Below are 25,101 nucleotides of genomic sequence, written 5' to 3'. Positions count from 1 at the left end.
CGCCGGCCGGGCGTCTCAGGAGATGGCGTCTCGGGAGATGGCGTCTCGGGAGATGGCGGCGGGGCCGCCGCGCCAGGCGGGGAGGGGGCGGCGGCCCACGGCCACGTCGAAGGCGGCGCGGGCCAGCAGGCGGGTGGAGTCGAGGGTGGGCAGCGGCGAGACGTCCGGGGTGATCAGCAGCGGGATCTCGGTGCACACCAGCGCGACGGCGTCGCAGCCGCGCTCGGCCAGCCGGCCGATGATCCGCACGTACTCGCGGCGCGCGTCCCCGGTGAAGACGCCGTTGACCAGCTCGGTGAAGATGATCTTGTTGACGATCTCCCGGTCGGCGGCCTCCGGGACCTCGGCGGCGATGCCGCGTGCGGCCAGCTCGCGCGGGTAGACGGGGCCGTCCATGGTGTAGCGGGTGCCGAGCACGCCGACGCGGGTCCGGCCGTCGCGGGCGGCCCGGTCCGCGACGACCCGCGCGATGTGCAGGCCGGGGAGCGGCAGGTCGTCGCCCGGACGTTCGAGCGCCATGTGCGCGGTGTTGTCGGGGCAGACGAAGAAGTCCGCGCCCGCCGCCGCCAGCCGCCGGACGCTCTCGGCCAGCGTCGCCCTGATCGAGTCGTGGTCACCGGCGTCCCATGCGGGCATGCTCCGTGCGAGCGCGATGAGGTCGAGCGTGACATCGGGATGGTCGTCGGGACCCAGCTCGCGAAAACCCTCGTGGCAGAACGTCCGGAAGCAGAGCGCGGCGCCTTCCGCGCTGTGGGCGAGGATGCCGAGATGCCTCATGTCCAATCCTCTCCGTTGTGGCGAACAATCGTTCATCGGCATGAACGCTCTGCGCCCGGCACGGCGGCGATCTTCCTGATGGAGCATGTCCAGCGCGGGCTCAGACGGTGCGGAAGTGCGTGCTCAGGCGGCCCTCGCCGGTCAGGACATGGAACGCCAGGCCCGGCGGAGCGTCATGGTCGGCGATGTCCCCATCCTGCCAGGGCAGGCGGAGAGTGGAGACGACGCCCGGCGCGACGAGCAGGGGCCGTCCCGCGAACGTCGTGGCCGCCGCCGTGTGCGCGTGCCCGCACAGGACGGCGACGACCTGCGGATGCCGTGCGATGACCGCCGCCAGCCGCTCCTCGCCGAACTGCCTGATCGCGTCCACGTACGGGATCTGCAGTTCCACCGGCGGATGGTGGAAGCAGACGAACGCGGGTTCGTCGGGGTTGGCGGCCAGTTGCCGGTCCAGCCAGCCGATCGTCGTGTCGTCCAGGAACCCGTGGTCCCCGCCGGGGACGGTGGAGTCGCACATCGCGACCACGGCGCCCTTCACCCGGTGAAGGCGGTTGATCGGGCCGTCCGCGGGCGGCTCGCCCAGCAGGACCTCGCGGAAGGGACGCCGGGCATCGTGGTTGCCGGGGCAGGTCAGCACCGGATGCCCGGACGTGAGCACCTTGCGGGCCTGCTCGTACTCGGCGGGCTCGCCGTGGTCGGCGATGTCCCCGGTGACCAGGACGGCGTCGACCGGCAGGGCGTTCAGGCGGTCCATGACCCGGGCCGCGCGTCCGGCCCTGCGGTCGCCGCCGTCGAGGTGAGTGTCGCTGAGCTGAGCGAGAACGATCATGCCGGCGAATCTAGAAGCGGACCGGACCAAGTTTAAGATCCGGTTTCATGCCGAAAGATTGGGCCGGTGTCGATCTGCATCTGGATCTCGACACGTCCGGGGGCCGCCGCGCGGGCCTCGAACGCGCCCTCCGCGCCGCCATCGGGACCGGCCGCATCGCCCCCGGCGCCCCCGTCCCGTCGACCCGCGCCCTGGCGGGCCACCTGGGCCTGTCACGCGGCACCGTCACCGCCGCCTACGACCAGCTGACCGCCGAGGGCTACCTGACGGCGATCCCCGGATCGGGCACGCGGGTCGCCGAAGCCGCCACGCGGGGCTCTCCCCGGCCGCCCGCCGCCGAGCCGGGCGAGCCCGGAGCCCCCGTGCACGACCTGCTGCCCGGACGCCCCGACCTCAGCACGTTCCCCTCGTCCGCATGGCTGCGCTCGACCCGCCGCGTGCTGGCGTCCGCGCCGCCCGGCGCGCATGCGCTCGGTGACCCGCGCGGCCGTCCCGAACTGCGCGAGGCGCTGGCCGGGTATCTCGGGCGGGCCCGGGGCGCCCACGCCGACCCGGCGCGGATCGTGATCACGTCCGGGTACGCGCAGTCGCTCGGGCTGCTCGCCACCGTCCTCGCCGGCGCCGGACCGGTCGCGATGGAGGAGCCGGGTCACCCGTTCCACCGCGCGATCGTCCGCCGTGCGGGGCTGGACATCGTCCCGTTGGCGGTGGACGACCTGGGGGCGCGGCCGGGCGGGCTCGACCGCGCCGGCATCGCCGTGCTCACCCCGGCGCACCAGTACCCGGCCGGCGCGACGCTCGCCCCGGACCGCCGCCGCGCCTTCACCACCTGGGCGCGTGACACCGGCGGAGTCCTCATCGAGGACGACTACGACGGCGAATTCCGCTTCGACCGGCAGCCCGTCGGCGCCCTGCAGGGGACGGCGCCCGACCACATCGTCTACGGCGGCACGACGTCCAAGACCCTCGGCCCGGCGCTGCGCCTCGCCTGGCTGGTGCTCCCCGCGCACCTGGTGGAGCCCTTCGCCGAGGCCAAGCGGCTCGCCGACGCCCACACGCAGTCGCTCGCCCAGCTCGTCCTCGCCGACCTCATCGACACCCACGCCTACGACCGGCACGTCCGCGCATCCCGGCTCCGCTATCGGCGCCGCCGCGACCTCCTGGTCGAGACCCTGCGCGCCCGCGTCCCGCATGTCCGCGTGCTGGGCATCGCGGCCGGCCTGCACGCCCTCGTCCTGCTCCCCCCGGACGGCCCCGGCGAGGACGAGATCATGCGGCGCGCCGCGTCCCGCGACCTCGCCCTCATGCCCCTGCGCGACCACTGGCAGGACCCCGCTGGACGTCCCCGGGGCTTCATCGTCGGCTACAGCACCCCGCTCGGCCCCACCTACCCGGCCGCCCTCGACGCCCTCTGCGCCGTCCTCGCCTGACCCGCCGCCCGCAGTGCCCCGGCCGGACGGGACGCGCTCACCGGGGCAGTCCAGCTCTTCCCACCTCGGCGGGGTGGGCCGCCGGGGCTGCCCGTCAGTCCTCGTAGGTGTGGACGAAGCGGGCCAGGAGGCGGGCGAACTCGGCGCGTTCGGCGTCCGTCCAGTCGCTCATGGCCCTGGCGAAGTGCTCCTGGCGGGTGCGGCGGGTGGCCTCGACGACGCGGCGGCCGGCGCCGGTGAGTTCGAGGTGGATGCGGCGGCCGTCCGCCTGGGACGCGACGCGGCGGACGTAACCGGACTTGACGGCCTCGGCGACGACGCGGCTGCCGCGTGAGGCGTCCACGCCGAGGCGGGCGGCGACCAGGCCGACGCTCATCTCCTCGCCGGGGTCGTCGGGCCCCTCGTCGATCACGTCCACGACGTGCAGGACCTGCACGTCCACGGGGAGGTTGTGCTCCCGGATCGCGGTCTTGCCGAGCCGCTGCCGCGCCATGCCGCGGCGCAGCCTGACCATGCTCCGCTCGACCGAGTCCAGCGCCTCCTCGCCCATGACGGCCAGTCTAGTTGGCTTGCGTAACACAACTACATGCTCTTAGCATCTATATGTCTTAAGCATATGAATGGAGTGCGCGCATGGTCGTGATGATGAGCCGGCGGCATCGGCTGGTGGTGTTCGGCGGGCTGATGCTCGCCGGGCTCATGTCCTCGCTGGACGCGACGGTCCTCGGCACCGCGCTGCCCACGATCGTCGGGGACCTCGGCGGGCTCGACCGGATCGCGTGGGTGTCGACGGCGTATGTGCTCGCGACGAGCGTCACCGTCCCCCTGTCGGGACGGCTGGGGGACCTGTTCGGGCGCCGGCCGGTCCTGCTGACCGGGCTCGCCGGGTTCCTGGCCGGGTCGGCGGCGTGCGGGGCGGCGCCGACGATGACCTGGCTGATCGTGTTCCGGGTGGTGCAGGGAGCCGCCGCCGGCTGCCTGATGAGCTCGATGTTCGCGCTGACCGGCGACCTGTTCGAGCCGCGGGAGCGCGCCAGGTACCAGGGGTACGCGGCGCTGATCTTCGCGGTGTCCAGCGTCGCGGGCCCGCTGATCGGCGGGTTCCTCACCGACCACGCCTCGTGGCGGTGGGTGTTCTACGTCAACCTGCCGCTCGGCATCGCGGCGGCGGTCACGACGGTGCTGTTCCTGCACCTGCCCAAGCCGGAGGGCAGGCCACGGATCGACTACCTCGGCACCGTCCTGCTCGGCGCGGCGATCACCTGCTTCACACTGCTCACCGCCTGGGCCGGGACGCGGCATGCGTGGGGCTCGCCGGTCGTGCTCATGCTGGCGGCGGGCGCGGCCGTGCTGTTCACCGCGTGGGTCCTCGCCGAGCGGACGGCCGCCGAGCCGATCATCCCGCCGGCGCTGTTCCGCGACCGGTCGTTCAGCGTGGCCTGCGCCGTCGCGGCCGTGGGCGGTGCCACCGGGTTCGGGCTGGCCACGTACCTGCCGATGTTCTTCCAGGTCGTCGGGGGAGTGGACGCGACCAGGTCCGGCCTGCTGCTGCTGCCGATGATGGCCGCGCTGGTGGCCGCCTCGATGGCCGCCGGACGGTACATCCACCGCACCGGCCGCTACCACCGGCTCCCGGCGGCGAGCATGGCGGTCAGCGCGGCCGGCGTCGCGCTGCTGGCGACGATGGACGAGCGCACGGGCCTGCTCACCGCCGGCGTCTACATGGCGGTGCTCGGGTTCGGGGCCGGGCTGTCGCAGCAGGTCGTCATGCTGATCGCGCAGAACGCCGCGGCACGCGGGGACCTAGGCGCGGCCAGTTCGGGGGTGTTCGCGACCCGGATGCTCGGCACCGCCGCCGGGATGGCCGTCTTCGGCGCCGTCGTGACGCACCGGTTCGCGGCGGAGGTCGGCCGGCGCGTCCCGTACGGGCGGGTCCCCCCGTTCGCCGACGCCGTCCGCCCGGAGGTCCTGGCCACCCTGCCCGGGGCCGTGCGGGACGGCGTCGCGGCGGCCTTCGCCGACGCGTTCTCCGTACTGTTCCTCGCCGCGCTGCCCCTCCTCGCGGCGGGGCTCGCGGCGGCGCTGCTGCTGCGCGACGTCCCGCTGGCGCCCCGCGGACGCTAGTCGTCGAGGGCGGCGTCGTGGACGAGCAGCGCGATCTGCACCCGGTTGTTCAGGTCCAGTTTCGTCAGCAGCCGCGACACGTACGCCTTCACGGTCGCGACGCTGAGCGACAGTTCCCCGCCGATCTCGCCGTTGGTCCGGCCCCGCCCGACGAGGGCGGCCACGGCCCGCTCGCCCTCGGTCAGCCGGTCCAGCAGCTTGCGGGCGCGCTCGCGGCGCGGGTCGGCGCCCCGCTCGGCGACGTAGGACATCATCTTGCGCAGCACCGCCGGCGACATCATCGGCTCCCCGGCCGCGACCTGCCGGATCGCCCGGACGATCTCCGGCGGCGGGGTGTGCTTCAGCAGGAAGCCGCTCGCACCCGCCCGCATCGCGCGCAGGATGTGGTCGTCGGTGTCGAACGTGGTCAAGATGATGATCTCGGGCGGCTCGCGGCGGGCGCGCAGCAGTTCGGTCGCCGCGAGCCCGTCCAGGCGGGGCATCCGGATGTCCATCAGGACGACGTCCGGCCGGTGCTGGTTGACGGCGGCGACGACCTCGGCTCCGTCGGCGACGTCCGCGACCACCGCCAGGTCGCCGGCGTTCGCCAGCATCATCGACAGGCCGGCGCGGACGAGCGCGTCGTCGTCCACGATCAGCACGCGGATGGGAGGGGAGTCCATCCGGTCACCCTACGGGCCCGTCAGGGCTTGCGCAGGCGGCGTCCGCTGACCTCCCGCGCCGCCAGCCGGAACCACGCCTCGCGGTCGCCGCGGGGCCACGGCTCGACGTTCGCCACCGTCGTCTTCTCCTCGTCCGACAGGGGATGCGCGCCGCCGCGCACCAGCACGCTCCAGCCCACCTGGCCGGTCTCGTCGAACCGGTCGACCTGGAACGCCGCCCTGACCTCGCCGCCCGGCACGGACGTCAGCAGGCTGTGGCCCAGCCGCGCGGACGCCGACGTCCGGAAGATCACCGCCTCCCCGTCGACGGCGTAGTTCACCGGGATGACCGTGGGCCCCTCCCCGTCGTCGAACGCGACGCGGCCGACACCGCCGCCGGAGATCAGGCGCAGGCACTCGGCCCGGTCGAGTTCTTCCAGGACGGGCCGGTCAGAGGAGTTCGCTGCCATGCACATCACCTTTCCCGCCCGCCCCCGCGGGCATGCGCGATCACCAGCGGCAGCCGGGCGCGCAACCGGAACCGGCCGTCGCCGGTCCGGCCGTGCTCCAGCGTCCCGCCGAGCAGCGCGACCCGTTCGGCGAGCCCGACCAGCCCCGCCCCGGAGACGGGCGGCGGCAGCGCGGGCGGGCCGGGCGGCAGCGGGTTGACGATCTCGATGTCCAGGCCGGTCCCGGCGTCCAGCCTCACCCGGACCGGCTCGCCCGGCGCGTGCTTGCGGGCGTTCGTCAGCCCCTCCTGGACGATCCGGTAGGCGTGCCGCCCGACACGCGACGGCACCAGGCCGGGGTCGGGGACGTTCTCCTCCAGGGTGATGCGGGTCCCGGCGCGCCGCGACTCGCGGACGAGGCCGGGCACGTCCGCGAGCGTCGGCTGCGGGCGCTCGGGGGCGCCGCCGGCGGAGTCGTCCCGCAGCACGCCGATGACGTCGCGCAGGTCCTCCATCGCCTCGTAGGCGCTCTGCCGGATGACTCCGGCGGCCTCGCGCTGCTCGGGCGGCGCGTCCGGGCGGAACTCCAGCGCCCCCGCGTGCACGGCCAGCAGTGAGATGCGGTGCGCGAGGACGTCGTGCATCTCCCGGGCGATCCGCTCGCGCTCCAGCAGCCGCGCCTCCTCGACCCGCAGCCGCTGCTCGGTCTCGGCGGCCCGCGCCCGCTCCTCCAGCGAGGCGATGAGCTGCCGCCGGGACCGGACCAGCATCCCCACCGTGATCAGCACCGCGTACATCAGGGCGAAGGTGACGATGCCCTGACGGAACTGGTGCCAGGGGGAGGTCATCCAGAACAGCGTGGTGATCAGCGCCAGGTTCGCGCCCGCGATCGGCAGGGTCGTCCGCCAGGGACGCAGCATCGCCAGGGAGTACATCGCGATCGCGGCCGTGCCGAGCGCCATCGTCGCGGTCCACTGCGCGAACACCATCGTCACCGCGAAGCCCACCGGATACCGGCGCCGCAACAGCAGGAGGAAGACGCAGGTGACCGTGCCGATCGCCAGATCCCGCGGAACCGCGATCGTCTCGCCGGGAGGAAGGTCCTCCTTCGTGCCCATCAGCAGCAGCACGCCGAGCGCGGCCGCGGCGGCGGTCAGGCCCGCGTCACCGAGCCGGTCGCGCCATGATCGCCGGAAGAGGTCCACGCGCCAACGGTAGCCACGCCGCCCGCCCCGGGCAGTGGCCGCAGGTCGGGGGACGACCGACTTTGGTCGGCGGCCCGGCCGCCGGAGCGGTGCCGCAGAGAGCCCGGCCCTGTTTCGCACCATTAATACAGTAGTATTAGTGAAAACGTCGTGAGGAGCGCACTGTGACCTATGTGATCGCAGAACCGTGCGTGGACGTCAAGGACCGCGCGTGCGTCGACGAGTGCCCCGTCGACTGCATCTACGAGGGGGCACGCGCCCTGTACATCCATCCGGACGAATGCGTCGACTGCGGCGCATGCGAGCCGGTGTGCCCGGTCGAGGCGATCTACTACGAGGACGACCTGCCGGACCAGTGGAAGGCCTACACCCAGGTCAACGCCGAATTCTTCGACGACCTCGGCTCGCCGGGCGGGGCCGGCAGGCTCGGCGTCCTCGACCGCGACCCGCCGCTGGTCGCGGCCCTTCCGCCGATGGGGGAGGGGTGAGCGGCATGCCGGCCGAACGTTCCCGCCGCCGCGAGGTCCTCGACGTCCTGCGCGACGCCGGCACCCCGCTCGGTGTCGCCGAGGTCGCCGACCGGCTCGACGTCCACGCCAACACCGCGCGCTTCCATCTGGACGCCCTGGTCGCCGACGGCACGGTCGAGCGGACCACCGAGCAGCCCTCCGGCCCCGGACGTCCCCGCACCGTCTACACCCCGCGCCCCGGCATGGACCGCGGCGGCACCCGCGGCTACCGGCTGCTCGCCCAGATCCTGCTCAGCCGGCTGGCGTCGGACGGGCCGGCCGCCCGCGAGAACGCCGCGCAGGCGGGCCGCGAATGGGGCCGCTACCTCGTCGACCGGCCGCCGCCGTTCCAGCGCGTGACCGGCGAGGAGGCGGCCGACCGGCTCACCGCCCTGCTGGACGACCTCGACTTCGCGCCGCGGCCCGAGGGCGACGTCATCCGGCTGCGGCACTGCCCGTTCCTGGAACTGGCCGAGGAGTACGGGCCGCTGGTCTGCGACGTCCACCTCGGCCTCATGCAGGGCGCCCTGCGGGAACTGGACGCGCCCGTCGAGGCCGACCGGCTGGAGCCCTTCGCCGAACCCGGCGCCTGCCTGGCGCACCTGCGCCGCCGCTGACCCCCGCGCACGAAAGGCGAGACGAGAGATGAACGCGACGGCGGCGGCGACGGCCGCCGCCGTGCTCACCACCGTCCCGGCCGCGGTGCCGCTCGCGCTCGGCATCGGCGTCCTCGCCGCGCTGTGACGCCGGTCAGCCGGTCTTGGTCTTGGTCTTGGCGACGGTGAGCAGGACGGCGGCGTCCTCCACCGCCTCCAGGCTGTGCCGCGAGTCCGGGATGATCAGCAGGTCGCCGGACATTCCGTCCCAGGAGTTCTCGCCGGCCACCAGCCGGACCCGCCCGTGCAGGACGAGGATCGTCGCCTCGCCCGGGTTCTCGTGCTCCGCCAGCGACGTGCCCGCCGTCAGGGCCACGAGCGTCTGGCGCAGGACGTGCTCGTGCCCGCCGTAGACGGTGTCGGCGCTGCGGCCGGCCGAGCCGGCCGCGGCCCGCTTCAGGTGGTCTCGTACCCGTGCGTCCAGCGAGAGCTTCTGCATGGCATCCAGTGTGCCAGCGATCTCCCCGCGCGCCCGGCAGGGGTCACTTGAGCGGCAGGCCCGTCACCGGCCTGCCGGTGGCGCTGCCCGCCAGCCAGCCGTCCCACGACTTCGCCCACGGCGTCGGCCCGTTGCCGAACTGCAGCTTGCGCGACGTGCCGGTCACCTCGACGATGTCGCCCCGGTTGGTGAAGTCGTAGAACCACTTGGCGTCCGACGGCGAGGCGTTCACGCAGCCGTGGCTGACGTTGTCGTTGCCCTGCGCGTCCGTCGACCACGGTGCCGAGTGGACGAACGTGCCGCTGTAGGTGAGGCGAACGTTCCACTTCGTCGGGATCCGGTACTCGCCGGGGTCGCCGGTGGTCGCCGAGTCCATGATGATGTGCGCCGCCTTCTCCTGCGCGATCATCGTTCCGCTGTAGCTGTCGTGGCCCGGCTTGCCGAGGCTGACCTTCAGCGTCCGCACGGTCCTGCCGCCGTCGGTCACCGTCGCGCGGTGCTTCTTGGCGTCGATGGTGGTGATGTGCCGCGGGCCGACGGTGAAGCTCGTGGTGCGGTCCTTCATCCCGTACATGCCATCGCCGGCCTTCAGGCCCGCCAGGTGCGCGATGACCTTCACCTTCTGCCCGGACGGCCAGTACTCGCGGGGCCGGAAGTCGACCTCCTTGTCGCTGATCCAGTACCACGCGCCCTCGACCGGCTTGGACATGCGGACTTCAAGGGCCTTCTCCACCGCGGCCTTCCCGGCCTTCGTGGTCACCGGGCGGGACAGCAGCAACTGCACCGGCATGCCGACGCCGACGGTCTCGCCGTCCAGCGGCGACATGCCGGACTCCAGCTTCTTCGCCGGTGTCAGCGTCGTGAACGTGGAGGTCGCGGTGACCTCCTTGCCGCCGCCGCTGCCTTTCGCGGTGACCGTGTACGTCGTGGACGGACGCAGCGTCCACGACGACTTCCACGACTTCCCGTCCGCCGCGAACCCGCCCTCGGCCTTCGCGTTCTTCGTACCGTAGGTGAGGGTCACGCCGGTCAGCCTGCCGTTGTCCGCGGTGACGGTGACGGGCGTGTCGGGGGCGGCCTGTTTCGTGCCGGTCGCGGGCGTGATCGTCAGCTTCACCGCGTCCCCGCCCCCGGCGCCCCCGCCCTTGCCGCCGTCACCACCGGACGAGCAGCCCGCGACGGCGATGATCACCGCCCCCGCGATCGCCGCGCTCGCCGTCCCGGTCCGGCCCTTGAGCACCTGAGATCTCCTCACGCTCGCCCGTTCGGCCCGCACTGCGGGTCAACCCTCGGTCAACAGTTGCCTGTGGTCAGGGTATGCACGGTTCAACGCGTGACATGCGTGACGAACGGCACCATTCGTGTTTTCTCCGGTGAACGGCCTGTTTCGCTCCCGGAACCGGACGGCCGTCAGGGATGTTCCCCAGCCGGCGGGAGTTCGGCGGCGGCGGCCCGGTCCAGCAGGAACAGGGTCCGCTCCCGGCCGCGGGCCCCCGCGACCGGAACCCGGGCCGGGTCCGCGGCCGGCGCCAGCCCGAGCCGGACGGCCTCCGCCTTCGACTCGCCGGACGCCAGCACCCACACCTCCCGCGCGGCGCGCAGCGACGGGAACGTCAGCGAGATCCGGGTCGGCGGCGGTTTGGGGGAGTCCCGCACCGCCACGACCGGACGCTCGTCGCGCGGCCCCGGCATGCCCGGGAACAGCGACGCCACATGCGCGTCCGGCCCCACGCCCAGCATCAGCACGTCGAACGGCGGCACCGGGCCGTCACCCGGGCCGTCACCCGAGCAGGCCGCGCGCAGTTCGGCCGCGTACCGCGCCGCCGCGGCGTCCACGTCGTCGCCGTCCGGGCCGTCCGACGCGGGCATCGGGTGCACCCGTGCCGGGTCGACCGGGACGTGGTCGAGCAGCGCCGCCCGCGCCCCGGTCTCGTTGCGCTCGGCGTCTCCGGCGGGGCGGAACCGCTCGTCGCCCCACCACACGTCCAGGCGGCCCCAGTCGATCGCGTCGCGCGCCCCGGTGGCGGCGAGCGCGGCCAGCACCGCCGTGCCGACGCCGCCGCCGGTCAGCACGACCGACGCCGAGCCGCGCGCCGCCTGGGCGTCGGCGATCCGGGTCACCAGCCGCGCGGCGGCGGCCTCGGCGAGCAGGTCCCGGTCGCGGTGGACCAGGACCGCCGGGGCGCTCACGCGTCCCCGACCGTGTCGTACGGCGCCTCCGGGGACCCCGTCCCGCCCGCGAGGTCCTTGGCGAACCGGGCGGCGGCGTCGTGGTAGACCTCGTCGGGGTCGAGCCGGCGCAGCTCCTCGGCCAGCAGCTCGGCCATCGGGCGCCGCAGCAGCGACACCTGCCGGTCGGGCTGGCCCGGCCGGCACAGCGTCGCGACCCGCCCGTCCGGACGGTGGACCATGATGTCACCGCCCGTCGTCGTCAGCCGGACGCCGGTGAGCCCCGGCCCCTCGGAGACCGCCCGCCCGATCGGCACGCCGAGCCGGATCGACAGCCACGCCGCCAGCAGCTCCGCGCTCGGGCTGTCCGGCTCGGCCGCCACCTCGCCGGACACGATCTCCTCGTGGTCCTGGTCGAGCGCGGCGGCCAGCAGCGACCGCCACGACGTCAGCCGCGTCCAGGCGAAGTCGGTGTCGCCCGGCCGGTAGCCCCGCGCGAGCTGCGCGAGGGTGCCGAGCCGGTCGGGGGCCGCGTAGGCGTCGGTCACCCGGCGCTGCGCCAGCGCGCCCAGCGGGTCCTCGGCGGGCACCTTCGGCACCTTGCCGCCCGGCCACCACGTCACCACCGGCGTGTCCGGCATCAGCAGCGGGACGACCACCGAGTCGGCGTGCTCGGCGAGCGGCCCGTACATGCGCAGCAGCACGGTCTCGCCCGGGCCGGTCTCGCCCATCCGGATCTCGGCGTCCAGCCGCGACGAGCCGCCGCGCGGGTCGCGGGAGATGACGGTCAGCACCCGGCAGGGATGCTCGCGCGCCGCCTCCGTCGCGGCGCGGACCGCGTCGTACTGCGCCGACTCGTCGGTCACGATGATCAGCGTGAGGACCATGCCGACGGCCGGGCCGCCCATCAGATGCCGGGACTGCGTCAGCGCGTCCTGGATCTTGCGGGTCGTCGTTCCGGTGAGATCGATGTTCATCTAGGAGCCCCTGTTCGTTTAGAGCCGCCGCCAGGCGCGCCCGTCCCGCGCCATGAGCTCGTCGGCGCCGGCGGGCCCGTAGCCGCCGGACCTGTACTGGTCGAGACCGCCCCGGCTCGCCCAGTACTCCTCGATCGGGTCGAGGATCTTCCAGGACAGCTCGACCTCCTCCTGCCGGGGGAACAGCGGCGGGTCGCCGATCAGCACGTCCAGCAGCAGCCGCTCGTACGCCTCGGGGGACGACTCGGTGAACGACTCGCCGTAGGCGAAGTCCATGTTGACGTCGCGGATCTCCATCGAGGTGCCCGGTACCTTCGAGCCGAACCGGACCGTGATGCCCTCGTCCGGCTGCACCCGCATCACCAGCGCGTTCTGCCCCAGCTCCTCGGTGTCGGTGTGCGAGAACGGCAGGTGCGGCGCCTGCTGGAACACCATCGCCACCTCCGTCACCCGGCGGCTCAGCCGCTTGCCGGTGCGCAGGTAGAACGGCACGCCCGCCCAGCGGCGGTTCTCGATCTCCAGCTTGACCGCCGCGTAGGTCTCGGTGCGCGAGTCGGCCGGGATGCCGTCCTCCTCCAGGTACCCCCGGACGTTCACGCCGCCCTGCCAGCCCGCCGCGTACTGTCCGCGCGCGGTCGACTCGGCCAGGGCGCCGGGCACCCGCACCGCCGAGAGGATCTTGGCCTTCTCGGCGCGGACGGCCTCCGCGCTGAACGAGGTCGGCTCCTCCATCGCGGTCAGCGCCAGCAGCTGCAGCAGATGGTTCTGGATGACGTCGCGGGCGGCGCCGATGCCGTCGTAGTAGCCGGCCCGGCCGCCGATCCCGATGTCCTCGGCCATCGTGATCTGCACATGGTCGACGAACGAGCGGTTCCAGATCGGCTCGAACATCGTGTTCGCGAACCGCAGCGCGAGGATGTTCTGCACCGTCTCCTTGCCGAGATAGTGGTCGATCCGGAAGATCGACTCCTCGGGGAAGACGCGGTGCACGGTGTCGTTCAGCTCCACCGCCGTCTTCAGGTCGCGGCCGAACGGCTTTTCGATCACGACCCGGCGCCAGGCCCCCTCCCTGCGGTCGGCGAGCCCGCTGCGCTGCAGCTGCTCCACGACCTGCGGGAAGAACTTCGGGGGGATCGACAGGTAGAACGCGTAGTTGCCGCCCGTGCCGCGGCTCTCGTCCAGCTCCTTGACCGCCATCGACAGCGCGTCGAACGCGTCCGGGTCGGAGAACTCGCCGGGAACGAAGTGCATGCCCTCCGACAGGTGCGTCCACACGTCCTCGCGGAACGGGGTGCGCGCGTGCGCCTTGACCGATTCGTAGGCGATCTGCCGGAAGTCCTCGTTCTCCCAGTCGCGCCGCGCGAAGCCCACCAGGGAGAAGCCCGGCGGCAGCAGCCCCCGGTTCGCCAGGTCGTAGATCGCCGGGAGCAGCTTCTTGCGGGACAGGTCCCCGGTGACCCCGAACAACACGAGCACGCACGGCCCGGCCACCCGCGGCAGCCGCTTGTCCCGCGGGTCGCGAAGCGGATTGGCTGGGTTGGTCACATGGCCCCCTCTGGTAGCACTGCGCCTTCTCGTTCTACTGCTCCAAGCATCCTGCCCCCAACTCGTCCCACGGGGCCCCGATTCCGGATATAGGCGCTCATCGGTCCGCGCCGGCCGCGTCGAGCAGCCGGGCGAGCCCCGCCCGGCGGTCCTGCAGATGCAGCCGCACCACCGGGCGGCCCGCCGCGCGCGCGTCGCGGGCGTCTCCGAGCGCCCGCGCGAGCTGCAGCATGCCCAGCCGGTGATGCCGGCCCGGGACCGGCGCGTCGCGGACGACGGTCCCGGTCACCAGCAGGTACACGCCTGCGCCGGCCCGGGCGTTTCGCGCCGCGGGCGGCCGGGCGCCCCAGCCGATCCGCACCGGCCGGCCGCAGCGCGCGGCGAGCAGCGCGGCCAGCCGGCGCACCTGCGCGCCCTGGCCGCGGGTCTCGTCCGGATCCAGGTAGGCGACGATCTCCAGATGCTCGCCCGGCCCGATCCCGGCGGTCAGCAGGTCCAGCAGCGCCGGCAGGCCGGACGCGCCCAGCAGCGACGGCATGGTGGTGTGCGCCTCGACGGCCCGGCCGTGGTCGCCGTCGGTGAACAGCGGCTCGCCCGTCCCGTCGTCCAGCGTCATCGGGGCGGGACGGGCGGCCGGTTCGAGCGGGTCCGTCTCCAGCAGGTAGGCCGCGACGGCGGCGGCGTACTCCCACACGACGAGCTGGGCGGCGAGCGGCCCGGCCACGGTGGCGTCGTCCTGGTGCGGCCGGCCGCCGAACGTCACCAGGAACAGGTCGTCCGCGGGCGCCAGCGGAAACCCGCCCTCCTGGACGACCGGGATCAGCGCGCCGCGGGCCGTCTCCTCCAGCAGCGCCGCCGCCCAGTGGCCGATGCCGGGCAGCGCCGCCGCGTAGCCGCCGAGGATCACCGTCCGCCGGCCGGCGCGGGCCGCCCCGCCGAGGATGGCGCCGAGGACGAGACCCGGGTTGTTCTCCGGCCGGGTCAGCGAGGGCAGCACCGCGGCCGCGCCGCTCAGCAGCGCCCGGACGTCGGCGCCGGCGAGCGCGGCCGGCACGAGCGCGTAGGGCGACAGGGCGCCGAACGCGGTGGCGGCCGGCGCCTCCACCAGCGGGTGCCCCGCCTCGGCCGCGTGCTTGGCCGCCGCCGCACGCGGCTCGGCGACGGTGACGAACCGCCGGGCGATCTCGGCGGGGGACAGGCCCGCGTCCCGCAACATCGCGGCGAGCACCTGGCGGAGCGTCTCGCCGCCCGGGTCGTCGCCGGTGACGACGGCCACGGTGCGGGTGAGCGCGTCCCGGTCGTCGCGGACGCGCAGCAGCGGGCCCGGCTCAAGGCCGTCCAGGACGGTGAGCGGCGTACCGCCCGCGGCGGCGATCAGCGCGGCGGCGCGGGCCGGGGCGCCGCCGCCCAGCAGCGCGACCTCGGTCAGCCCGTCCGCGCGGGCCCGCGCCCGCAGCTCCTCGGCCCGGTCCAGCACCGCGCGGCCCGGTCCGGGCTGCCCCGGCCAGCACAGCGGGCGGCCCGCCACCCCGGCGGTGGCGGCGGACGGCCACAGCGAGGAGTCCTCGGAGGCGAGCCGGACCGGGACCTGGTCGATCCACAGCCGGCCGAGAACCCGCTCCGCGGCCTGCCTGAGCGGGCCGCGGGCGGTGACGGCCGTCTCCCCCGAGACGACGGCGGTGAAGGTCACGGCCTGCGCGCCCCCGCCACCGCGCGGACCGCCTCGGTCAGTTTGCCCGCGCCCTCGATCGGGTCGCGCAGGTGCAGCCGGATCACCGGCAGCCGGCGTTCGCGCAGCGCCCGCAGCTCGCCGAGGGCGCGTGCCAGCCGCAGCTGCGCCAGGCTGTAGGGGCGGCCCGGGACGGGATGCGCGGCGAGCGCGTCGCCCGGCGCAGGGTCTCCGGTGATGATGAGGAACGCGCCGTTGCCGGGGCCGTCCTTGTGCACCGGGCCGGTCGCGTGCGGGTAGCCGGGCCCCGGCCCGTAGGCGACGGGACGCCCCGAGGCGCGGGCGAGCGACGGCGCGAGGTACTGCCCGGAGAAGTCGCCCGACAGGTACGTCATGACCGACAGATACCCATCGGAGGGGACCGAGGCGACCAGCCCGCCGAGAACGGTCCGCAGTTCGGCGCCGGGCGGCCACGGGAAGTCGGCGTGCACCTCGATGCCGTCCTCGACGTACACCGGCCGCTCCGCCGTCAGCGAGCCCGTGTCCGCCGTGCGCAGCAGCGTCGCCGCGTCGTCCTCGGCCTCCTGGACGACCGTGCTGCCCGCCTCGAACGGGTTCACGCCGAGCAGCCACCCGGCGACCGCCGTCGCGTACTCCCACAGCAGGAACTGGGCGCCGAGCGGCGCCCACACCGAGGTGTCGGAATCATCCTGCGCCGCCGACCGCGGGTTGATCGACACGCCGTGCACGTCCGGGAAGTCGCCGCGCCCGCCGGGCGGCTCGAACGCCACCACGCCGCGGCCCCGCTTGCCGGTGCCGACCGCGAGCAGCTGGGAGATCCACGCGCTCAGCGCACCCGGCCCGCCGGGCTCGCGCAGCAGCACCTTGTCGCGGGCGAGACCGCCCGGCCCCTGCTGCGCGCAGCCGCCGATGACCGCGCCGAGCAGCAGCCCCGGATTGTCCTCGTCCTTGGCCAGCGACGGGACCAGCGACGCCGCCTCGTCCAGCAGCCGCTCGGCGTCCGCGCCCGCCAGCACCGCCGGGACGAGCCCGTACGCCGACAGGGCGCCGTAGTGACCCGGCAGATAGGGGTCGGTGAGGCCGATCCGGTAGCCGCACTGCCGGGCGAAGTCGTGCAGCGGGCTCCCGTGGTCGGTGATGACCAGGAACCGGCTCGCGATCTCCCGGTCCGACAGGCCCCGCTCACGGAACGCCTCCGCGAAGATCCGGCGGTAGGCGTCGCCCTCCAGGGACACGCCCGCCTTGCTCGCCAGGACGACGAGCGTCCGGTCCAGGCGCTCCATCGCGAACGCCAGCGCGGCGGTGTCGCCGCCGTCCAGTACGGTCAGCCCGCCCGCCGCATGATCGGGGCCGCCGCCCGAGCCGGTGAGGGCGGGCGCATGCGCCTCCGTGATCGCCTGGGCGGCGAGGCCCTCCGCCCCGACGCCGATCAGCACGATGTGGTCGAGACCCGAGTAGCGCGCCTCGGAGACCAGGCCGCCCACCTGGTTCAGCAGCCCGCGGGAGGCGAACGGCAGATCGAGCCAGCCGAGCCGGCCGTGGTCGACCGCGCGCCGCCCCCACAGCCGCGGGTCCTTGGCGGCCAGCGCCCCGGGGACCCCGCAGCTCACCAGGTAGTCCCTCGCCTGCAGTGCCGCGTCCAGCACGTCCCCACGCGTCAATACGTCGAATCCGGACACCGTTCCCTCCCGCCCCCCATCGTTTCAGGAGAGAAAGGGCATCCGCGACCATCTCCATCGATCTTTGTGGTCGCATGCTGAACTCGTCCGGTCGCCCTGCGTCCGGGCACCGGCCCGGGCGCCGCCCCGGGCGCCGCTCAGCCGAGCGCCGCCGCGAGCTGCGCGAGGCCCTCGGCGCGGTCGCGCAGATGCAGCCGCACGGCCGGCCGCCCGAGCGACCGCAGCGCCCGCAGGTCGCCGAACGCCTGCGCGAGCTGCAGCTCACCCAGGCTGTAGTGCCGCCCCGGCACCGGTACGTCGGTCGTGACCGCGCCGGTGATCAGCAGGAACGCCCCGTTCGGCGGGCCGCCCTTGTGGTACTGGCCGGTCGTGTGCAGGTAGCGCGGACCCCACCCGAACGTGACCGGGGCCGGATGCCGGCGCAGCTTGCCGCCCCGCGTGGCCAGCAGCGGGCGCAGCCCGCTCGCCGCCGCATCCCCGGAACGATCCAGGTAGGCCAGCACCGCGAGGTAGCCGCCGTCCGGGACGTCGGCGAGGATCGTCTCCAGCACCCCGGCCAGCGTCCGCGCGCCGCGCAGCGCGTCCCGCGGAGCGTGCACCTCGACCGCTCCCTCGACCAGCTCCGGCGAACGCCGCACCACCGCGGGGGCGGTGCCCTCCTCCGCCCGCAGCAGCGCGGCCGTGCCCTCCCGCGACGTGCGGGCGTCCGGCTCGTCGAACGGGTGCACGCCGATCACCCGGGCCGCCACCGCGACCGCGTACTCCCACAGCGGGAACTGCGCGCCGAGCGGGCCCGCGACGTTCACCCCCGCCTCCCGGCCGGGGCCCGGCTCGTCCGGGCGGCTGCCCAGGATGACCCGACGCAGGTCGTCGGCCGGCTCGAAGCCGGGGGCATCGGCGTTCTCCACCACGACCGGCAGCAGGCCCCTGCCGTCCTTGCCCAGCGCGCCGGCGACCAGTTGCTCCGCCCAGCCAGCGAAGCCGTCCAGGCCCGAGCCGTGGTCCACGATCACCAGCTTGTCGTGGCCGACGAGCGCCGACGAGCTCAGCGCCGCGCCCAGCGCCAGCGCCGGATTGTCGTAGGGCTGCCGGAACACCCCCGCGAACCGGGACGCCTCGTCCAGCAGGGCGTCCACCTCCACGCCCGCGAGCGCCGCGGGCACCAGCCCCCGGGCGCCGAGCGCGCCGAACCGGTCGTCCACATCGGGCTCGGCCGGGACGAGATGATGACCGGCCTCCCGCGCCGCCCGCGCGAGGCCGGAGCCCTCCTCGGCCACGACGACGAAGCGGCGCGCGAGGTCGGCGCCGCTCAGCCCGGCCTCGCGGAACGCGTGCCCGAACACGCGGCGCAGCGACTCGGCCTCAACGCTTCCGCCCACCACGACCACGAGCGTCCGAGCCAGATCACCGGCCAGGACGCCCGCGACCTCGTGCGGGTCGGTGGTGTCGAGGACGATCAGCTCGGCGCCCGCCGTGCGGCACATCGCCTCGGCGGCCGGTGCCGTGCCCCCCGAGGCGGCCAGCACGATCCGGTCGAGACCGGCGTCGCGGGCCGCGCCCGCCGGGCCGGCCAGCCGGTCCCGCAGCGACCGCGAGGTCTCCGGCAGGTCCAGCCAGCCGAGCCGGCGGGCGGCGAGCGGCGCCGCGTCCGGCCCCCACAGCTTGGAGTTCCGGGACGTGAGCGAGCCCGGCACGCCGTCGGAGACGAGACGCTCCAGCACCGTCTCGCCGTCGTCGACGACCGCGCCGCGGATGGTGACCGAGATCCCGCCGGCGGTCACCACCGAGGTCACGTGCCGGCCCTCTTGGACTCCAGTTCGCCGGTGATGGAGTCGAGCAGTTCCTTCCAGGAGACCGCGAACTTCTCCACGCCCTCCTCCTCCAGGACGCGCACGACGTCGTCGTAGTCGACGCCCACCTCCTTGAGCGCCGCCATGTGCGCGCGGGCGTCGTCATAGGCGCCGCGGACGGTGTCGCCGCGCACCTGGCCGTGGTCGGCAACGGCCATCATCGTCGCCTCCGGCATCGTGTTGACCGTGCCCGGTGCGACCAGCTCGTCCACGTACAGCGTGTCCTTGAGGTCCGGGTCCTTCACCCCAGTCGAGGCCCACAGCGGCCGCTGGGGACGGGCACCGGCGTCCTTGAGCGCCTTCCACCGGGCGGTGTCGGACTTCTCCTCGTACAGCGCGTACGCGAGCCGTGCGTTGGCGAGGCCCGCCTTCGAGCGCAGCCGCTTCGCCCCGTCCGAGCCGATCTTGTCGAGCCGCTTGTCGATCTCGGTGTCCACCCGGCTGACGAAGAACGACGCCACCGACGCGATCCTCGACAGGTCGTGCCCGTTCCGCCGCGCCTGCTCCAGGCCGGCGAAGAACGCGTCGATGACCTCGCCGTAGCGCTCCAGCGAGAAGATCAGCGTCACGTTCACGCTGATGCCCTCGGCGAGCGCCGCCGTGATCGCGGGCAGGCCCTCCTTCGTCGCCGGGATCTTGATGAGCAGGTTCGGCCGGTCCACCAGCCACCACAGCGCCCGCGCCTCGGCGATCGTCCTCGCCGTGTCGCCGGCCAGCCGCGGGTCGACCTCGATGGACACGCGGCCGTCCACGCCGCCCGTCCGGTCGTACACCGGGCGCAGCACGTCGCAGCCCCACCGGATGTCGTAGGTCGTGATCGCGCGAGACGCCTCCTCGACGTCCACGCCGCGCACCGCCAGGTCCCGGACCTGGTCGTCGTACGCGGTGCCCTTGCTCAGCGCCTTGGCGAAGATCGTCGGGTTGGAGGTGACGCCGACGACGTGCCTGTCCTTGACGAGCTCCTCGAGGTCGCCCGTGCGCAGCCGCTCCCGGCTGATGTCGTCCAGCCAGATCGACACGCCCTCGTCCGAGAGCCGCTTCAAGATGTCGCTCATCGCTCTTCTCCTCGTCATCGAGTTGGCCGGGGGCCGGGGACGGCGGCGGGGCCCGGCGCGGGCCCCGCCGAGCCCCTAGTTGCCGGTGGTGGAGCCGCGCCCGGCGGAGTGGACGCCCGCCTTGATCAGGCTGGCCTTCGCGGCCGCGACGACCCGCTCGGCGGTGATGCCGAACTGCTGGAACAGCGTCTTGTAGTCGGCGGAGGCCCCGAAGTGCTCCAGGCTCACCGACTCGCCGTCGTCGCCGATGTGGTTCCGCCAGCCGAGCGCGATGCCGGCCTCGACGGACACGCGGGCGCGCACGCCGGGCGGGAGGACCTCCTGCCGGTACGCGTCGGTCTGCTCCTCGAACCATTCCACGCACGGCATCGACACGACGCGCGTCGCGATGCCCTCGGCCTGCAGGGTCGTGCGGGCCTCAAGCGCGAGCTGCACCTCGCTGCCCGTCGCGATGAGGATCACCTCGGGCCGGCCGTTGTCGGCGTCGGCCAGCACGTAGCCGCCCCTGGCGGCGCCGTCCGCGGACGCGATCTCGCCGCCGCGCTCGACCGTCGGCAGCTTCTGCCGGGTCAGCGCCAGGCCCGCCGGGCGGTCGGTGCGCCGCAGGACGGTGCGCCACGCCACCGCCGTCTCGTTGGCGTCGGCCGGGCGGACGATGTCCAGGCCGGGGATCGCCCGCAGCGCCCACAGGTGCTCCACCGGCTGGTGCGTGGGACCGTCCTCGCCGAGCCCGATCGAGTCGTGCGTCCACACGTAGGTGACCGGCAGCCCCATCAGCGCCGCCAGCCGCACCGCCGGCCGCATGTAGTCGCTGAAGACCAGGAAGGTGCCGCAGTACGGGCGGGTCCCGCCGTGCAGCGCGATGCCGTTGCAGATCGCGCCCATCGCGTGCTCGCGGATGCCGAAGTGCAGCGTGCGCCCGTAGCGGTGGCCGGGGAACTCCTTGGTCTGGAACTCCTCGGGGATGAAGGACGGCTCGCCCTTCATCGTGGTGTTGTTGCTCTCGGCCAGGTCCGCCGAGCCGCCCCACAGCTCCGGCAGCACCGGCGCCAGCGCCGTCAGCACCTCACCGGACGCCGCGCGGGTCGCGATGTCCTTGCCCGCCTCGAACGCGGGCAGCGCCTCCTCCCAGCCGGCCGGGAGCGTGCGGGACGCCATCCGGTCGTACTCGGCGGCGCGCTCGGGGTTGGCCGACCGCCACGCATCGAACGCCTTGGTCCACTCGGCGTGCTCGGCGCGGCCCCGGCCGGACACCTCGCGGGCGTGCGCCAGCACGTCCTGCGGGACCTGGAAGCTCTTGTCCGGGTCCATGCCGAGGATCCGCTTGGTCGCGGCGACCTCCTCCGCGCCGAGCGCCGCACCGTGGATCTTGCCGGTGTTCTTCTTGTTCGGCGCGGGCCAGCCGATGATCGTCCGCAGCGCGATGAGCGACGGGCGGGACGTCTCGGCCTTGGCCGCGGCGAACGCCTCCGCCAGCGCGGCGACGTTCTCCTCGTAGTCGCCGTTCTCGGTCCAGTCGACGTGGTGGACGTCCCACCCGTACGCCGCGTACCGGGCCCGCACGTCCTCCGACAGCGCGATCGCGGTGTCGTCCTCGATGGAGATGCGGTTGTCGTCGTAGAGCAGCACCAGGTTCCCGAGCCGCTGATGGGCCGCCAGCGCGCTCGCCTCGTGGCTGATGCCCTCCTCGATGTCGCCGTCGGACGCGAACGCCCAGATGGTGTGGTCGAAGGGGGACTCGCCCTGCGGCGCGTCCGGGTCGAAGAGGCCGCGTTCGCGGCGGGCCGCCATCGCCATCCCGACCGCGTTCGCGATGCCCTGCCCCAGCGGGCCCGTCGTCGTCTCGACGCCCGCCGTGTGACCGTGCTCCGGGTGGCCGGGAGTGAGGCTGTCCCACTTGCGCAGCGCCTTCAGGTCGTCCAGCGTCATCGGGTAGCCCGACAGGTACAGCTGGATGTAGAGGGTCAGGCTGGAGTGCCCGCAGGAGAGCACGAACCTGTCCCGTCCGGCCCAGTCCGGATCCGTCGGGTCGTGCCGGAGGAAGCGCTGGAAGAGGAGGTAGGCGGCGGGCGCGAGGCTCATCGCCGTCCCCGGGTGACCCGAGCCGGCCTCCTCGACCGCGTCCATGGCGAGGGCGCGGATCACGTCCACCGCCCGCCGGTCCTGGTCGGACCACTCAAACGTGCTGTTGTTCCTGCTCACGGAACGCCAGGCTCCTCTCGAACCGGTGTAAGGCCACTCGGTGAATGTTGTGCGTCTGTGATGTTGTGCGCCACGCGTCGTGGCACCCCGCCGAGGCCCATTGGCCATAACGTCCGGCGGTGCGGCGCGCTTCCCCGGCCCCGTGCCGCGGCCCGGGCCCGCGGCGGGCGAGATCACGCCGTGCCCTCAGCGAGCCTATCGCGCGGGAGGCGCCGCAGGCCGGCGCGGGAACGTGCCGTGCGACGCCGCGTTCCGGGGGTCGGGGGACCGGGGGACCGGGGGTGCGGCGCCTTCATGCACCTTTGCCCGTACGTCCCGCGGGCTAACCCCCCGCACGGGTGATCCGGCGGGTGATCCGGGACGGCCCCGGCCCGGCCGGACGGTCACCGTCCGGCGCGTCCGGTGACCCGGTGCGCGACTCCCGGAGGGGGCCGACTACAGTGATTGCGCGGCTGACGGCAGCGGCCGCGGCAACCAGACCGAAGCCGAAGTCGCACCAATCCGAGGCCGTCCCGGAACGCGGGGGCACCGCCGAGGTGGACCGATTTCTCATCCCTAGTTGGACGTGGACCCGATTGTGACGGTGCTCAGTAACAAGCGCGGGATAGAGCTCGACGAGCGGGTGCCGGGGGCGCCCGTACCGGCCCTCGCGCCGGATCCCGCCGAACTCGCCGGCCGCCGGGCGGTGGGCGCGAGCGTGCGCGCCTACGTGGCGCTCACCAAGCCGCGCGTCATCGAGCTGCTCCTGATCACCACCATCCCGGTGATGTTCCTGGCGGCCGACGGCGTCCCGCGGCTGTCCACCGTGCTGCTCACGCTGGCGTTCGGGACGATGTCCGCCGGGTCCGCCAACGCGATCAACTGCTACATCGACCGCGACATCGACGCCAAGATGCGCCGCACCCGGCGCCGTCCGCTGGCCCGCCACCAGGTCACCCCCGCCCGCGCCCTGATCTTCGGGGTGACGCTCGCCGTGCTGTCCACGGCCGGGTTCCTGCTGACCGTCAACCCGGTCGCCGCGGCCGGGTCGCTGTTCGCGATCCTGTTCTACGTCTTCGTGTACTCGCTGCTGCTCAAGCGGCGCACCTCGCAGAACGTCGTGTGGGGCGGCATCGCCGGGTGCATGCCCGTCCTCATCGGCTGGGCCGCCGTCACCGGGTCCGTCGCCTGGACGCCGTTCGTGCTGTTCATGGTGGTGTTCCTGTGGACGCCGCCGCACACGTGGACGCTCGCGATGCGCTACCGCGAGGACTACGCCGTCGCCAAGATCCCGATGCTGCCGGTCGTCGCGTCCGAGCGCCGCGTCGTCATCGAGAGCCTCGGCTACACCTATGCGACCGTCGCGTGCTCGCTGCTGCTGTGGCCCGTCGCCGGGATGAGCCCGGTGTACGGGGCCGTCGCGGTCGTGCTCGGCGGGGTGTTCCTCGCCGAGGGGCACCGGCTGCTGAAGGCGGTCCGCGCCGGGGTGACCGGCGTCCACCTGCGGCCGATGCGCTTCTTCCACCTGTCCAACGTCTACCTGGCGCTGCTGTTCACCGCCGTGGCGGTCGACCCGCTGCTGCACTGACGCCTCCCGCGGCCGGTACGGCTTAGCGCTTCGCCCGACCCGCCGTTACGCTCGCGTCATGGCGCGTATGGATCCCAAAGCGGTACTCGAAGGACGGGTCCCCGGCCGGCCTCCGGTCGGGCTCATCCTCGGCATGACCGTGTCGGGGCTGTGCGTCGTGATAGCGCTCGGCACCTACGCCGCGCTCGGGGAGGCGGGGTTCTGGGTCGGCCTGCTCCTCGCCATCATCCCGATCCCCGTACTGGTCGCGCTCGCCCTCACCCTGGACCGGCTGGAGCCCGAGCCGCCGCGCGCCCTCGCGTTCTCGTTCATGTGGGGGGCGGGCATCGCCGTGCTCGGCGCGCTCGTCCTGAACACCGTGGGCCTGCTGTACGTGACCGTGCCCATCTTCGGCGAGACCGAAGGCCACTTCGTCAGCGCCACGTTCGGCGCGCCCGTCATCGAGGAGACGCTGAAAGGCGCCGTCCTGTTCGGGCTGCTGTGGTTCCGCCGCAACGAGATCGACGGCTTCGCCGACGGGATCATCTACGCCGCCATGGTCGGCCTCGGCTTCGCCATGATGGAGAACATCACCTACTACATGCGGGCGTTCGAGGAGGGCGGCGCCCAGCAGTTGCAGTCGGTGTTCATCCTGCGCGGCCTGATCGCGCCGCTCAGCCACCCGCTGTTCACGTCCATGACGGGCCTCGGCGTCGCCTACGCCGCCACCCACCGGCGCGGCCAGCTCATCGCGCCGCTCGCCGGGCTGCTCGGCGCGATGATCCTGCACGGGCTGTGGAACGGCGCCGCCGGCGCGTTCGGCCTCGCCGGGCTCGGCATCGTCTACCTGCTGGACTTCTGCGTCCTGGTCACGCTGGTCGTCATCGTCTTCGTGGAGCGCCGGCACACCGTCCGCCGCATCGAGACCTACCTGCCGATGTACGCCGGGACGGGCCTGGTGACGCCGCAGGACGTGCGGATGCTGCGGTCCATCCCGTCCCGGCGGGCCGCCCGCCGCTGGGCCCGGTCCGTCGGCGGCCCGCCCGCCGCACGCGCCATGACCGACTACCAGCTCGCCGCGACCGAGCTGGCGCTGCTGCACAAGCGCGCCGACCGGGGGGTGGCCGAGCAGCGCTGGTTCGTCGCCCGCCGCGACTCGCTGCTGGAGCTGATGGCGCTGGCCAGGCAGGCGTTCCTGCGCACTCCGCCGCGTCCCGGCGCGAACTGGCCGGCCGGCCCGCCGTGGGCGGCGCAGGGCCCGTCCGGGTTCCTGCCGCCTTCGCCGCCCGGCCCGTACGGGACGTAACCGGGGGGCGGATCGAGGCCACC

Annotated in this window: 22 protein-coding genes; 6 read left to right on the top strand and 16 right to left on the bottom strand. The window is 73.9% G+C overall.

The window, feature by feature from the left end; genetic code table 11:
• Window positions 1-15: 15 nt before the first annotated feature.
• A complete protein-coding gene (locus tag ACQP1N_RS19315; protein WP_433225731.1) occupies window positions 16-777 on the bottom strand; it encodes an aspartate/glutamate racemase family protein in 762 nt (253 codons plus the stop codon).
• Window positions 778-877: 100 nt separating this feature from the next.
• Window positions 878-1,606, bottom strand: coding sequence for a phosphodiesterase (locus ACQP1N_RS19310; RefSeq protein WP_433225729.1), 729 nt, complete (start codon window positions 1,604-1,606; stop codon window positions 878-880).
• Between the two features lie 47 nt (window positions 1,607-1,653).
• Here ACQP1N_RS19310 and ACQP1N_RS19305 point away from each other — a divergent pair, with 47 nt between their 5' ends.
• Window positions 1,654-3,036 carry a PLP-dependent aminotransferase family protein gene (locus tag ACQP1N_RS19305; protein WP_433225727.1) on the top strand — a complete coding sequence of 461 codons (1,383 nt, stop codon included), beginning with the start codon at window positions 1,654-1,656 and terminating at the stop codon, window positions 3,034-3,036.
• A 94-nt stretch (window positions 3,037-3,130) separates the two neighbouring features.
• Here the strand turns inward: ACQP1N_RS19305 and ACQP1N_RS19300 are convergent, their stop codons facing one another.
• Window positions 3,131-3,586, bottom strand: a complete 456-nt coding sequence (locus ACQP1N_RS19300; protein ID WP_067796341.1) for a MarR family winged helix-turn-helix transcriptional regulator — start codon at window positions 3,584-3,586, stop codon at window positions 3,131-3,133.
• Window positions 3,587-3,669: 83 nt separating this feature from the next.
• Between ACQP1N_RS19300 and ACQP1N_RS19295 the strand changes: the two genes are divergently transcribed.
• Window positions 3,670-5,160, top strand: a complete 1,491-nt coding sequence (locus ACQP1N_RS19295) for an MDR family MFS transporter (protein ID WP_433225725.1) — start codon at window positions 3,670-3,672, stop codon at window positions 5,158-5,160.
• Here the strand turns inward: ACQP1N_RS19295 and ACQP1N_RS19290 are convergent.
• From ACQP1N_RS19290 to ACQP1N_RS19280, 3 genes are read right to left on the bottom strand one after another with little or no spacing between them, the layout of a single operon-like run.
• Complete coding sequence (locus ACQP1N_RS19290; protein ID WP_067796335.1) at window positions 5,157-5,822, bottom strand: response regulator transcription factor; 666 nt, start codon at window positions 5,820-5,822, stop codon at window positions 5,157-5,159. The two genes, ACQP1N_RS19295 and ACQP1N_RS19290, sit on opposite strands and share 4 nt — an antisense overlap.
• 20 nt (window positions 5,823-5,842) lie before the next feature.
• Window positions 5,843-6,271 (bottom strand): pyridoxamine 5'-phosphate oxidase family protein, encoded by a 429-nt coding sequence (locus tag ACQP1N_RS19285; protein ID WP_433225722.1) that lies wholly within the window; start codon window positions 6,269-6,271, stop codon window positions 5,843-5,845.
• A gap of 5 nt (window positions 6,272-6,276) precedes the next feature.
• Window positions 6,277-7,455: a sensor histidine kinase gene (locus ACQP1N_RS19280; protein WP_433225720.1), complete on the bottom strand. Its 1,179-nt coding sequence runs from the start codon at window positions 7,453-7,455 to the stop codon at window positions 6,277-6,279.
• Window positions 7,456-7,619: 164 nt separating this feature from the next.
• Here ACQP1N_RS19280 and fdxA point away from each other — a divergent pair, with 164 nt between their 5' ends.
• Window positions 7,620-7,943, top strand: coding sequence for a ferredoxin (gene fdxA / locus ACQP1N_RS19275; RefSeq protein ID WP_067796326.1), 324 nt, complete (start codon window positions 7,620-7,622; stop codon window positions 7,941-7,943).
• Between the two features lie 5 nt (window positions 7,944-7,948).
• A complete protein-coding gene (locus tag ACQP1N_RS19270; protein ID WP_067796323.1) occupies window positions 7,949-8,581 on the top strand; it encodes a helix-turn-helix transcriptional regulator in 633 nt (210 codons plus the stop codon).
• 133 nt (window positions 8,582-8,714) lie between these two features.
• On the opposite strand, the gene ACQP1N_RS19265 is transcribed toward ACQP1N_RS19270, so the two are convergent.
• From ACQP1N_RS19265 to tkt, 10 genes are all read right to left on the bottom strand, one after another.
• Window positions 8,715-9,059, bottom strand: a complete 345-nt coding sequence (locus ACQP1N_RS19265; protein WP_067796320.1) for a cupin domain-containing protein — start codon at window positions 9,057-9,059, stop codon at window positions 8,715-8,717.
• Between the two features lie 43 nt (window positions 9,060-9,102).
• Entirely contained in the window at window positions 9,103-10,299 is a 1,197-nt protein-coding gene (locus ACQP1N_RS19260; RefSeq protein ID WP_433225717.1) for an Ig-like domain-containing protein, read from the bottom strand.
• A gap of 170 nt (window positions 10,300-10,469) precedes the next feature.
• Window positions 10,470-11,249 carry a 6-phosphogluconolactonase gene (pgl, locus tag ACQP1N_RS19255; protein ID WP_433225715.1) on the bottom strand — a complete coding sequence of 260 codons (780 nt, stop codon included), beginning with the start codon at window positions 11,247-11,249 and terminating at the stop codon, window positions 10,470-10,472.
• Window positions 11,246-12,205, bottom strand: coding sequence for a glucose-6-phosphate dehydrogenase assembly protein OpcA (locus tag ACQP1N_RS19250; RefSeq protein WP_067796311.1), 960 nt, complete (start codon window positions 12,203-12,205; stop codon window positions 11,246-11,248). Before ACQP1N_RS19250 ends, pgl begins: the two co-directional genes overlap by 4 nt.
• An 18-nt stretch (window positions 12,206-12,223) precedes the next feature.
• Window positions 12,224-13,750 carry a glucose-6-phosphate dehydrogenase gene (gene zwf / locus ACQP1N_RS19245; protein ID WP_067796308.1) on the bottom strand — a complete coding sequence of 509 codons (1,527 nt, stop codon included), beginning with the start codon at window positions 13,748-13,750 and terminating at the stop codon, window positions 12,224-12,226.
• 97 nt (window positions 13,751-13,847) lie between these two features.
• On the bottom strand, window positions 13,848-15,440 hold the full coding sequence (locus ACQP1N_RS19240; RefSeq protein ID WP_433225713.1) for a glucose-6-phosphate isomerase: 1,593 nt from the start codon (window positions 15,438-15,440) through the stop codon (window positions 13,848-13,850).
• Complete coding sequence (locus ACQP1N_RS19235; RefSeq protein ID WP_067795963.1) at window positions 15,437-17,119, bottom strand: phosphoheptose isomerase; 1,683 nt, start codon at window positions 17,117-17,119, stop codon at window positions 15,437-15,439. The genes ACQP1N_RS19240 and ACQP1N_RS19235 overlap by 4 nt, the downstream gene beginning before the upstream one ends.
• A 137-nt stretch (window positions 17,120-17,256) precedes the next feature.
• Window positions 17,257-18,912: a glucose-6-phosphate isomerase gene (locus ACQP1N_RS19230; RefSeq protein WP_433225711.1), complete on the bottom strand. Its 1,656-nt coding sequence runs from the start codon at window positions 18,910-18,912 to the stop codon at window positions 17,257-17,259.
• The gene (tal, locus tag ACQP1N_RS19225; protein ID WP_433225709.1) at window positions 18,909-20,024 is read right to left on the bottom strand and encodes a transaldolase; all 1,116 of its coding nucleotides are present in this window, start codon (window positions 20,022-20,024) and stop codon (window positions 18,909-18,911) included. The genes ACQP1N_RS19230 and tal overlap by 4 nt, the downstream gene beginning before the upstream one ends.
• Before the next feature lie 75 nt (window positions 20,025-20,099).
• Window positions 20,100-22,151, bottom strand: coding sequence for a transketolase (tkt, locus tag ACQP1N_RS19220; RefSeq protein WP_242608652.1), 2,052 nt, complete (start codon window positions 22,149-22,151; stop codon window positions 20,100-20,102).
• Window positions 22,152-22,803: 652 nt separating this feature from the next.
• Here tkt and ACQP1N_RS19215 point away from each other — a divergent pair.
• Both ACQP1N_RS19215 and ACQP1N_RS19210 read left to right on the top strand, forming a co-directional pair.
• Entirely contained in the window at window positions 22,804-23,793 is a 990-nt protein-coding gene (locus tag ACQP1N_RS19215) for a heme o synthase (protein ID WP_084262759.1), read from the top strand.
• Between the two features lie 58 nt (window positions 23,794-23,851).
• Window positions 23,852-25,078, top strand: a complete 1,227-nt coding sequence (locus tag ACQP1N_RS19210) for a PrsW family intramembrane metalloprotease (protein WP_067795952.1) — start codon at window positions 23,852-23,854, stop codon at window positions 25,076-25,078.
• Window positions 25,079-25,101 lie beyond the last annotated feature (23 nt).

The sequence above is a fragment of the Actinomadura formosensis genome (assembly GCF_050948385.1).
Lineage (GTDB): Bacteria > Actinomycetota > Actinomycetes > Streptosporangiales > Streptosporangiaceae > Spirillospora > Spirillospora formosensis.
Note: the sequence above shows the minus strand (reverse complement) of the source record. Positions and strands in the feature narration are given on the sequence as shown.

Coding starts and splice junctions, on each gene's coding strand:
- ACQP1N_RS19315 (WP_433225731.1), bottom strand. CDS start 777: ATGAGGCATCTCGGCATCCTCGCCCACAGCGCGGAAGGCGCCGCGCTC.
- ACQP1N_RS19310 (WP_433225729.1), bottom strand. CDS start 1,606: ATGATCGTTCTCGCTCAGCTCAGCGACACTCACCTCGACGGCGGCGAC.
- ACQP1N_RS19305 (WP_433225727.1), top strand. CDS start 1,654: ATGCCGAAAGATTGGGCCGGTGTCGATCTGCATCTGGATCTCGACACG.
- ACQP1N_RS19300 (WP_067796341.1), bottom strand. CDS start 3,586: ATGGGCGAGGAGGCGCTGGACTCGGTCGAGCGGAGCATGGTCAGGCTG.
- ACQP1N_RS19295 (WP_433225725.1), top strand. CDS start 3,670: ATGGTCGTGATGATGAGCCGGCGGCATCGGCTGGTGGTGTTCGGCGGG.
- ACQP1N_RS19290 (WP_067796335.1), bottom strand. CDS start 5,822: ATGGACTCCCCTCCCATCCGCGTGCTGATCGTGGACGACGACGCGCTC.
- ACQP1N_RS19285 (WP_433225722.1), bottom strand. CDS start 6,271: ATGGCAGCGAACTCCTCTGACCGGCCCGTCCTGGAAGAACTCGACCGG.
- ACQP1N_RS19270 (WP_067796323.1), top strand. CDS start 7,949: ATGCCGGCCGAACGTTCCCGCCGCCGCGAGGTCCTCGACGTCCTGCGC.
- ACQP1N_RS19265 (WP_067796320.1), bottom strand. CDS start 9,059: ATGCAGAAGCTCTCGCTGGACGCACGGGTACGAGACCACCTGAAGCGG.
- ACQP1N_RS19250 (WP_067796311.1), bottom strand. CDS start 12,205: ATGAACATCGATCTCACCGGAACGACGACCCGCAAGATCCAGGACGCG.
- tal (WP_433225709.1), bottom strand. CDS start 20,024: ATGAGCGACATCTTGAAGCGGCTCTCGGACGAGGGCGTGTCGATCTGG.
- tkt (WP_242608652.1), bottom strand. CDS start 22,151: ATGGACGCGGTCGAGGAGGCCGGCTCGGGTCACCCGGGGACGGCGATG.
- ACQP1N_RS19210 (WP_067795952.1), top strand. CDS start 23,852: ATGGCGCGTATGGATCCCAAAGCGGTACTCGAAGGACGGGTCCCCGGC.